This window comes from Bacillus sp. GMs2/2, assembly GCF_050172095.1.
In the GTDB taxonomy this organism is placed as follows: domain Bacteria; phylum Bacillota; class Bacilli; order Bacillales; family Bacillaceae_G; genus Bacillus_A; species Bacillus_A cereus.
This window is the reverse complement of the sequence record NZ_JBNLYE010000008.1, coordinates 44,532-54,440: the sequence shown is the minus strand read 5'-3', so window position 1 is coordinate 54,440 and position 9,909 is coordinate 44,532. Positions and strand designations below refer to the sequence as shown.

Genomic DNA, 9,909 nt, shown 5'->3' with positions numbered 1-9,909 from the left:
TTGTTGAAGTTTGTCAAAAAATATTCACGATAGGAAAGAACTTTATATATGATAATGTCAGATAAGGTGAAACTTTAATGAGTGGGAGCTTTATTTCCTATTAATTAATAGTCTTCATCAATCGGGCGTTTAAGGGGACTACTCGTTAGCGCAGGGTGAAATGAAAATTGTGTCTCTAATAGAAGAAAAAAGGTATGTGGTTAGAGACAGATAGGGATTCATTTCATTATTTCTGGTAATTGTATAAGGGGGATTTTTTGTGAAAAAGTCAAAAAAAATGCTAGCTGGAGCAACTCTTGCTATTGGTGTTATAGCGCCGCAAGTATTGCCAGCAACAGCTCATGCGGATGAGCAAACTGGGGAGAGTACAGTTAACTTACGAATTCTAGAAACATCAGATATTCACGTTAACTTAATGAATTACGATTATTATCAAACGAAAACAGATAATAAAGTAGGTCTCGTGCAAACTGCAACACTCGTTAATAAAGCACGTGAAGAAGCGAAAAACTCTGTCCTATTTGATGATGGAGATGCATTACAAGGGACACCGCTTGGAGATTATGTAGCAAATAAAATAAAAGATCCGAAGAATCCTGTGGATCCTAGTTATACACATCCATTATATCGTGTAATGAATTTAATGAAGTATGACGTCATCTCTCTTGGGAATCATGAATTTAACTACGGCTTAGACTATTTAAACAAAGTAATTAGTAAAACGGAATTCCCGGTTATTAACTCGAATGTTTATAAAGATGATCATGATAATAATGAAGCGAACGATGAAAATTATTTTAAACCATATCATATTTTAGAGAAAGAAGTAGTGGATGAAGCAGGCCAAAAACAAATAGTAAAAATTGGTGTAATAGGATTTGTCCCACCTCAAGTTATGAACTGGGATAAGGCAAATTTAGAAGGAAAAGTAAAAGCGAAAGATATTGTCAAAACAGCGAATAAATTAGTACCGAAACTGAAAAATGAGGAACATGCAGATATTGTCGTTGCACTAGCGCATTCAGGTGTTGATAAGAGTGGATACAACGAAGGAATGGAAAATGCATCATATCATTTAGCAACACAAGTTCCTGGCGTAGATGCAGTATTAATGGGACATTCACATACTGAAGTGAAGGATGTATTTAATGGTGTTCCAGTTGTAATGCCTGGTGTTTTTGGTAGTAACTTAGGTATTATTGATATGCAATTGAAAAAGGTAAACGGAAAATGGGAAGTACAAAAAGATCAATCTAAGCCGCAACTTCGCCCGATTGCTAATAGTAAAGGTACCCCATTAGTAGAATCTGATCAAAAATTAGTTAATGAAATTAAAGATGAGCATCAAGCGACAATCGACTATGTAAATACACCTGTAGGTGAAACGAAAGCACCAATTAATAGTTATTTTTCATTAGTACAAGATGATCCTTCCGTACAAATTGTGACAAATGCGCAAAAATGGTACGTAGAACAAGAACTTAAAAAACCAGAGTACGAAAAGATTAAAAATATTCCGGTTTTATCTGCAGGCGCACCATTTAAAGCAGGTGGCCGAAACGGTGCTACATATTATACGGATATTCCAGCTGGAACGTTAGCAATTAAAAACGTTGCAGATTTATACGTGTATCCAAATACGTTATATGCTGTAAAAGTAAATGGGGCACAAGTGAAAGAATGGCTTGAAATGTCTGCAGGTCAGTTTAATACAATTGATCCAAAGAAAACAGAAGAACAGCCATTAGTAAATATAGGCTATCCTACATATAACTTCGATATTTTAGATGGCTTAAAATACGAAATTGATGTAACACAACCGGCGAAATACGATAAAGATGGAAAAGTTGTAAATGCAAATACGAATCGTATTGTAAATATGACATATGAAGGTAAGCCAGTAGCTGATGATCAAGAGTTCATCGTCGCTACAAATAACTATCGTGGAAGTAGTCAAACGTTCCCAGGTGTAAGTAAAGGGGAGGTTGTATACCAATCACAAGATGAAACACGTCAAATCATTGTGAAGTATATGCAAAAAATAAAAAATATTGATCCAGCAGCTGATCAAAATTGGACGTTTAAACCGATTGTTGCAGATAAATTAAATACAACATTTGATTCTTCACCAAATGCACAAAAGTATATAAAGAAAGATGGGAACATATCATATGTTGGACCATCTGAAAATGAATTTGCTAAATATGCAATTGATATAACGAAGAAAAATGATGATAAAGAAACTGGTGAAGGAAATCCAACGACACCGCCAACAGGTGGGGGAGAAAATCCAACAACACCGCCAACAGGTAATGGAGAAAACCCAACACCACCAACAGAAGAAGGTAATAATGGTAATGAACCAAAACAAGATGGAAACAATACTGGATCTGGACAAACTACAACAGATGATCAAAATACAAAAGAAACAACAACAACTGTAAGTGAAAATAAAGAAGCTGAAAAAGATGAACGTGATTTACCGAAAACAGGTGCAAGTATTGCTTCTACAATTGGAGCGGGTCTTGCGTTTGTTGGAGCGGGATTACTTATGTTATTTAGAAGAAAGAAAGCGAATAGATAGTCGAGAAATATAAAAAGGATTACCGATTTGGTAATCCTTTTTATTATATTATGAAACTGGTACTGCTTTTTCTTTTTTCCATGAAAGGCCGAATCCAGTAAAGCCGACGATAATGGTTACGACTGGACATGCTAAACAGAAGATTGCGTATGGCAGGTAATCGAATGTTGGAACGCTAAGAACGTTTGTTAAGAATACGCCACTTACACCCCATGGTACGAGTGGATTAATTACTGTACCAGCATCTTCTAATACTCGCGATAAATTACGACGTTCTAAACCGACTTCATCGTATTTATTAGCAAATGCTTGTCCTGTTAAAACGATGGATAAGTACTGCTCACCAAGTAAGAAGTTTACACCAATTGCAGTTGAAGCAGTAGAAATAATTAAGCGTGTACTAGTTTTTACGAAGCTAGAGATAATATTCATCAGCTGCGCTATAATACCCATTCCTTGTAATAATCCTCCCATACAAAGAGCTAGGAAAATAAGAGCAATTGACATCATCATACTTTGCAGGCCACCGCGAGATAATAAGCTATCAATATCTTTGATACCAGTTTTAGAAACGTAACCGTCTTGCATAATTTTTATTAAATCAGCTAAAGAAGTGCTAGGTTTAAAAATAAAGAGAATAATAATCCCTACCACAATTCCTGCAAGTAATGTTGGAACTGCGGGTACCTTTTTAAATGCGAATAGGAACAGTAATAAAATAGGAATCAGTGTAACGATAGAAATCGTTGTATTTTTTTCTAATGTGTTAATAAATGCTGAGAAATCAACGTTTCCATCAGATCCGCTTCCTAAAATGAAAAATGCGATAAAAGCAATAATGAAAGCTGGCACTGTTGTCCAAAGCATGTTACGAATATGTTCAAATAAATCTACACCCGTTACAGCAGGCGCTAAGTTTGTTGTATCAGATAAAGGAGACATTTTATCTCCGAAGAATGCACCAGAAATAATTGCACCAGCAATAAGAGCTGGATCGTATCCAAGGGCAGTACCCATTCCCATAAAGGCAAGTCCTACAGTTGCAGCAGTTGTAAAAGCACTACCGATACTCGTTCCAACAATTGCACAAACAACAAAAACAGTTGGAACGAAAATTTTTGGAGATACAAGTTGGAAGCCGTATACCATTAAAGTCGGAATAGTTCCAGCTGCGATCCAAACGCTAATTAATACGCCTACAAGTAAGAAGATAAATATAGATGGAATACCAGCTGAAATACTACTAATCATCCCTTTCTCCATAGTAGACCAAGAGATTCTCTTCAAGAATCCAAATGCTAATAAAAGAACGATACCAAATAAAATTGGGATGTGTGGTGAAACTTCTAATTGAATAACACTAAAACCAATACAGAAAAAGATAAAAATTGTTAAAAGAACAGACTCAATTTTTGAAACCATTGTTTTCCCCTCCTAAGTAATATGAAATAGCTCTTTTTTATATAAAATTCGCCAATATTGTATATTTCCTTCTAAAATTTAGAATTTTGTGACAAATTACCGGTAATTGTTTGTTCTTCTATATGATACGGAAAAGATTGGATAAAAAAACGTCCCTGCATATAATTATGCAGGGACGAAGAAATCGCGGTACCACCCTAGCTTGTGAAATGAATGTATCACAAAATAAAGGGTCATATGATATGCGCTTATAAAATAAAAAACGCCCCTGCAATATATGCAGGGACGAAAAATTCGCGGTACCACCCTAAATTGTGAAACAGTGTCGTTTCACCACTCTTTAGACATAACGGTCTATAACCGTCTTTCACTACTCCTCACGTTTCGTAAAAGAAGCTCCAGGGGGTAATTCATAATTCGCTCTGTACTGGTTCGCACCGACCACCAGCTCTCTGAAATCAGAAATCGAAATACTACTAAATCCTATCAACGCCGATTCATATGATGTTAGTTAAATTTTTATCATATTTTCATCTTACATGTCAATAAAAATATTAAATGTTTTTTTAGGGGAATAAAGGATAATTGTTTTTAACGCTGTAAAAATGTACGTTATAATGAATTTGAAAGGGGGAGGAAAGAGTGAAGAAAAAAATAATTCTTTTTACCACTTTATTAGTTATTGGAGGAAGTGCTGGAATTTACACAGCTTTTGCGGCTGAATCAGAGCAGTTGAAACAAAAGCAAATACAACAGTCAGAAGTGAAGAAAGTAAAAGAAATAGAAGAGAAGAAATCAATGGAAAAAGCAGCAGAAAAACTAGGAGTTTCTACTGAGGGGAAAACAAAAGAAGAGGTTACGAAAGAAGTAAATACCGCTAGATTTGAGAAGCGTCATGATTTATTAATTGAGCACGCTAAGCAACTTGGAATTGATACAGAGGGGAAAAAAGATGAAGAAATTATTTTAGAAATTGGAAAGATACAGCATGGAAAGTAGAACAACTTATCGTATGATAAGTTGTTCTTTTTTAAGAACTATTTGATTTTAAAATAATTGACAGTCATTCGGATTTAATGTTAACTATATTTATAAACAAGTTAACATTAGGGGTGACAATTGTGACAATAAATAGTAAAACGATTGAAAAATCATCTTATACATATGAAGAATTAGCAGAGAAAAATAAAGCTTACGTATGGCACCCATTTACACAAATGAAAGATTATTTAGAAGAAGATCCTGTCATTATTGAACGTGGAGAGGGAAGAAAACTATACGATGTAAATGGTAATGAATATTGGGATGGTGTTTCATCTATATGGTTAAATGTTCACGGACATCAAGTACCGGAATTAGATGAAGCAATTCGTGAGCAATTAAATAAAATTGCTCATTCTACTATGTTAGGACTTGCTAACGTTCCATCTATTTTATTAGCAGAAAAAATTATTGAGGTTGTACCAGATGGATTGAAGAAGGTATTCTATTCTGATTCAGGTTCTACCGCTGTTGAAATTGCAATTAAGATGGCTTTCCAATATTGGCAGCATAAAGGGAAAACAAAGAAACAAAGATTCGTTACATTAAAAGAAGCATATCACGGTGATACAATTGGAGCTGTTTCGGTAGGAGCAATAGACTTGTTTCACCAAGTGTATAGTTCGCTCTTATTTGATGCGATTAAAATGCCGTATCCATATACATATCGTTCTCCTTACGGAAATAATAAGGAGGAAATTGTAAAAAGCCATTTAGAAGAAATGGAAGAATTGTTGAAAGAAAAGCATGAAGAAGTAGCTGCCATCATTGTAGAGCCATTAATGCAAGGTGCTGGCGGAATGATTACAATGCCAAAAGGATATTTAAAAGGACTGCGCGATTTATGTACAAAGTACAATGTATTATTTATTACAGATGAGGTAGCGACTGGATTTGGGCGTACAGGGAAAATGTTTGCGTGTGAACATGAAAATGTGACGCCAGACATTTTAACTGCTGGGAAAGGTTTAACAGGTGGATATTTACCAATTGCAGTTACGGTAACGACAGATGAAATATATAATGCCTTCTTAGGAGAATATGAAGAACAAAAAACATTTTTCCATGGACATAGCTACACAGGCAATCCGTTAGGGTGTGCCGTAGCAATCGCGAATTTAGAGCTATATGAAAAAACAAATTTAATAGAAGAAGTGGCACGTAAAACGGATTATGTGGCAGCGCAATTAGAAAAGCTCTTTGCGTATAAACATGTAGGTGATATTCGTCAGTGCGGATTAATGGTTGGTATTGAGCTTGTGAAGAATAAGGAAACGAAAGAAGCGTTTGACTGGACAGAAAGAGTCGGTGTTCAAGTATGTAAACGCGCAAGAGAGCTGGGTATGATCTTACGACCGCTCGGTAATACGATTGTATTTATGCCACCTCTTGCTTCTACAATTGAGGAGATTGATGATATGTTACGTATTTTGTATAAAGCAATCTCGGATGTTACGGAGGGAGAATAATGAGCGGTTTTTTTATAACAGCAACAGATACTGAAGTGGGGAAAACTGTCGTTGCCGGTGCATTAGCCGGTGTATTTAGAGAATTGGGATATAACATCGGAGTATATAAACCGTTGCAAAGTGGGCATGTTGCATCAAACCCTGAGGGAGATGCGGCAAGGTTAAAAGCATTATCAGGTGTGCCGACACAAGAAAATGAAATTTGCCCTTATTCTATTGAAGAACCACTTGCTCCGAGACTTGCCATGAAAAGAGCTGGAAGAGTAGTAAAGTTAAAAGAAATTACTGATTACTATAATGAACTATTAAAAGAGTTTAATAGCTTATTTGTAGAAGGGGCAGGTGGGCTTGCTGTCCCATATACAGAAGATGCTTTAGTAATTGATTTTGCAAAAGAATTACAGTTGCCTCTTATTGTAGTAGCTCGTCCTACATTAGGAACAGTAAATCATACAGTGTTAACGATTGCTTACGCAAAGGCGCATGGCTTAACCGTAGCGGGTGTCATTTTATCAGGTTGCAAAGAATGTGAAATGGAAAGAGTGCAAGAAAATAAAGAGATGATTGAAGAGCTGAGCGGGGTACCAGTTTTAGGATTATTACCATTCTTTGAAGGTGAGTTTACGAAAGAAGAAGTATTAGAATCTGCAAAAGAACATATTATGATTTCAAAATTAGAGGAGTTTATCCAAAATGAATCAAACGTGGCGGGCGCACCTTCAATGTAAATTACAACAATTACATGAGCAAGGGCAGTATCGTGATTTGCATGTAACAGAGAAGGCAGAAGAGACTTGGCTTATTCGAGATAAAAAAAGGATGTTAAATTTAGCGTCAAATAATTATTTAGGGTTAGCTGGAGATGAAAGGTTAAAAGAAGCTGCTATTGCCTGTACAAAAAGATATGGAACTGGAGCGACTGCCTCTCGTCTCGTTGTAGGAAATCATCCATTATATGAAGAGGTTGAGAGAAGCATATGTGAATGGAAAGGTACTGAAAGAGCTTTAATCGTAAATAGTGGGTATACGGCAAATATAGGTGCCATATCTTCTTTGGCCTCTCGGCACGATATTGTTTTTAGTGACAAGTTAAATCACGCAAGTATTGTTGATGGAATCATATTAAGCGGGGCAGAGCATAAAAGGTATCGTCATAATGATTTGGATCATTTAGAGAAGCTGTTGAAAATGGCTTCGCCTGAAAGCAGAAAATTAATCGTAACAGATACCGTTTTTAGTATGGATGGTGATACTGCGTATTTGAGAGATTTAGTACAGCTGAAAGAGAAATACGGGGCAATCATTATAGTCGATGAAGCACATGCGAGTGGAATATATGGAATCGGCGGAGCTGGGTTATCTCATATAGAAAAAAATCTTGCTCAAAAAATTGATATACATATGGGGACGTTTAGCAAGGCTTTAGGGTGTTATGGTGCGTATTTGACAGGTGATGAAATTTATATAGAGTATTTACAAAATATGATGAGAAGCTTTATTTTTACTACAGCTTTACCACCAAGTACGTTAGGAGCAGTGCAAAAAGCAATTGAAATTGTAAAAGAAGATAATGAAAGAAGAGAGAACCTTATAGCAAACGGAGAATACTTCAGAACTAAATTAAGGGATGCTGGTTTTGATATTGGGAATAGTTCAACTCATATTGTACCGATTGTAGTCGGTTCAAATGAACATGCTTTACGATTTAGTAAAAGGTTGCAAGAGGCAGGGATTGCGGCCATTGCAATTCGTCCGCCAACTGTGCCGGTTCATAGTTCTCGAATTCGCTTTGCAGTTACATCGCAACATACAATAGCTGATTTAAAATGGGCTATTGACCGAATTATTCACATTGCGAAAGAAGAGGAGATTTTCGTATGAACGAGCTAAAGATTATTTTTATCCCCGGATGGGGAATGGAAGAGAATATTTGGGATTTAGTACTTCCGTATTTTAAAGGATATCCTGTTGAATGCGTAGATTGGCGTAATGTGAAAGAACGAAGTGAATTTGCGGAACGAATTATAGATGTAGCGCATAACGACAACGTAATTTTAGTTGGATGGTCACTAGGAGCGTTAGCAGCAGTTGAAGCTTATAAAAAGATTCAGGCAAAAGGCATCGTATTAATTGGTGGGACTGCTAAATTTACAAATACGAGCGACTATAGTAATGGATGGAATGCTTTGCATATAGAACGGCTGAAAAGGAATTTGGCGAGAAGGAGAGAGGATACGCTCAAGCGTTTTTATGAAAATATGTTTACGAAAGATGAGCTAAAAGGGAATAAAAACTTTGAAGACATTGTAGACCGTTTTAAAGGTGATTCTATTCAGTCTTTACAACTAGGTTTGGATTATTTAATAGAAACAGATATGAGAGAAGAACTAAAAGAAATTAAAGTACCTATACTACTTATTCACGGAGAACAGGATGTAATATGCCCATTGTCTGCGGCACGTAGTATGACGGAGAATAGCAGCAGCGAGCTGAAAGTAGTAAGTGAAGCAGGGCATGCATTATGTGTAACGAATTTTGAATATTGTGCAAATGAGATAATTCAATTTGTAGAGGGGATACGACATGATCAACAAAACGTTACTACAAAAACGGTTTAATGGGGCAGCCGTATCTTACGATCGATATGCAAATGTACAAAAAAAGATGGCACATTCATTACTTTCAATCTTAAAGGAACGATATAGTGAAACGGCATCAATGCGTATTTTAGAACTGGGATGCGGGACGGGGTATGTAACAGAACAATTATCAAAGTTATTTCCGAAAGCACATATTACAGCAGTTGATTTTGCTGAAAGTATGATTGCGATTGCGCAAACTAGACAAAATGTAAAAAATGTAACGTTTCACTGTGAAGATATTGAGCAATTACGATTAGAAGAATCATATGATGTCATTATTTCAAATGCTACATTTCAATGGTTAAATAATTTACAACAAGTGTTAAGAAATTTATTTCAACATTTGTCTATAGATGGGATATTACTCTTTTCAACGTTTGGACATGAAACATTTCAAGAATTGCATGCTTCGTTCCAACGTGCGAAAGAAGAAAGAAATATAAAAAATGAAATATCGATTGGTCAACGTTTTTATTCAAAAGATCAGTTGCTTCATATATGTAAGATAGAAACAGGGGATGTGCATGTTTCTGAAACATGTTACATAGAGAGTTTTACAGAAGTTAAGGAGTTTCTGCATTCTATTCGAAAAGTAGGAGCAACTAATAGCAATGAAGGATCATATTGTCAAAGTCCCTCACTCTTTCGTGCGATGCTACGCATATACGAAAGAGACTTCACGGGAAATGAAGGGATAATGGCAACGTATCATGCTTTATTTATACATATAACAAAAAAGGGGAAGAGATGA

Annotated in this window: 8 protein-coding genes and 1 other annotated feature; of the genes, 7 read left to right on the top strand and 1 reads right to left on the bottom strand. The window is 35.9% G+C overall.

Translation table 11 applies throughout. The features are described from left to right. The first annotated feature begins 259 nt into the window (after window positions 1-259). Window positions 260-2,584, top strand: a complete 2,325-nt coding sequence (cpdB, locus tag ACQGS6_RS02950) for a bifunctional 2',3'-cyclic-nucleotide 2'-phosphodiesterase/3'-nucleotidase (protein WP_242785073.1) — start codon at window positions 260-262, stop codon at window positions 2,582-2,584. Window positions 2,585-2,632: 48 nt separating this feature from the next. Here cpdB and nhaC read toward each other — a convergent pair whose 3' ends face one another. After that, window positions 2,633-4,006, bottom strand: a complete 1,374-nt coding sequence (gene nhaC / locus ACQGS6_RS02945) for a Na+/H+ antiporter NhaC (RefSeq protein WP_000253735.1) — start codon at window positions 4,004-4,006, stop codon at window positions 2,633-2,635. 278 nt (window positions 4,007-4,284) lie between these two features. Next, window positions 4,285-4,505, bottom strand: a binding site (T-box leader). 143 nt (window positions 4,506-4,648) lie between these two features. Here nhaC and ACQGS6_RS02940 point away from each other — a divergent pair. The 6 genes from ACQGS6_RS02940 (at window position 4,649) to bioC (ending at window position 9,909) form a co-directional block, all read left to right on the top strand. Beyond that, entirely contained in the window at window positions 4,649-5,005 is a 357-nt protein-coding gene (locus tag ACQGS6_RS02940; protein ID WP_000726902.1) for a hypothetical protein, read from the top strand. A 77-nt stretch (window positions 5,006-5,082) separates the two neighbouring features. Then, complete coding sequence (gene bioA / locus ACQGS6_RS02935; protein WP_070184370.1) at window positions 5,083-6,516, top strand: adenosylmethionine--8-amino-7-oxononanoate transaminase; 1,434 nt, start codon at window positions 5,083-5,085, stop codon at window positions 6,514-6,516. Then, entirely contained in the window at window positions 6,516-7,244 is a 729-nt protein-coding gene (gene bioD / locus ACQGS6_RS02930) for a dethiobiotin synthase (protein WP_000012496.1), read from the top strand. The genes bioA and bioD overlap by 1 nt, the downstream gene beginning before the upstream one ends. Next, window positions 7,210-8,397 carry an 8-amino-7-oxononanoate synthase gene (bioF, locus tag ACQGS6_RS02925; protein ID WP_001077290.1) on the top strand — a complete coding sequence of 396 codons (1,188 nt, stop codon included), beginning with the start codon at window positions 7,210-7,212 and terminating at the stop codon, window positions 8,395-8,397. The genes bioD and bioF overlap by 35 nt, the downstream gene beginning before the upstream one ends. After that, window positions 8,394-9,134, top strand: coding sequence for an alpha/beta fold hydrolase (locus ACQGS6_RS02920; protein ID WP_001004163.1), 741 nt, complete (start codon window positions 8,394-8,396; stop codon window positions 9,132-9,134). Before bioF ends, ACQGS6_RS02920 begins: the two co-directional genes overlap by 4 nt. Next, window positions 9,100-9,909, top strand: a complete 810-nt coding sequence (gene bioC, locus ACQGS6_RS02915) for a malonyl-ACP O-methyltransferase BioC (RefSeq protein ID WP_426964873.1) — start codon at window positions 9,100-9,102, stop codon at window positions 9,907-9,909. The genes ACQGS6_RS02920 and bioC overlap by 35 nt, the downstream gene beginning before the upstream one ends.

Coding starts and splice junctions, on each gene's coding strand:
- bioD (WP_000012496.1), top strand. CDS start 6,516: ATGAGCGGTTTTTTTATAACAGCAACAGATACTGAAGTGGGGAAAACT.
- bioC (WP_426964873.1), top strand. CDS start 9,100: ATGATCAACAAAACGTTACTACAAAAACGGTTTAATGGGGCAGCCGTA.
- bioA (WP_070184370.1), top strand. CDS start 5,083: ATGTTAACTATATTTATAAACAAGTTAACATTAGGGGTGACAATTGTG.
- ACQGS6_RS02920 (WP_001004163.1), top strand. CDS start 8,394: ATGAACGAGCTAAAGATTATTTTTATCCCCGGATGGGGAATGGAAGAG.
- nhaC (WP_000253735.1), bottom strand. CDS start 4,006: ATGGTTTCAAAAATTGAGTCTGTTCTTTTAACAATTTTTATCTTTTTC.
- bioF (WP_001077290.1), top strand. CDS start 7,210: ATGAATCAAACGTGGCGGGCGCACCTTCAATGTAAATTACAACAATTA.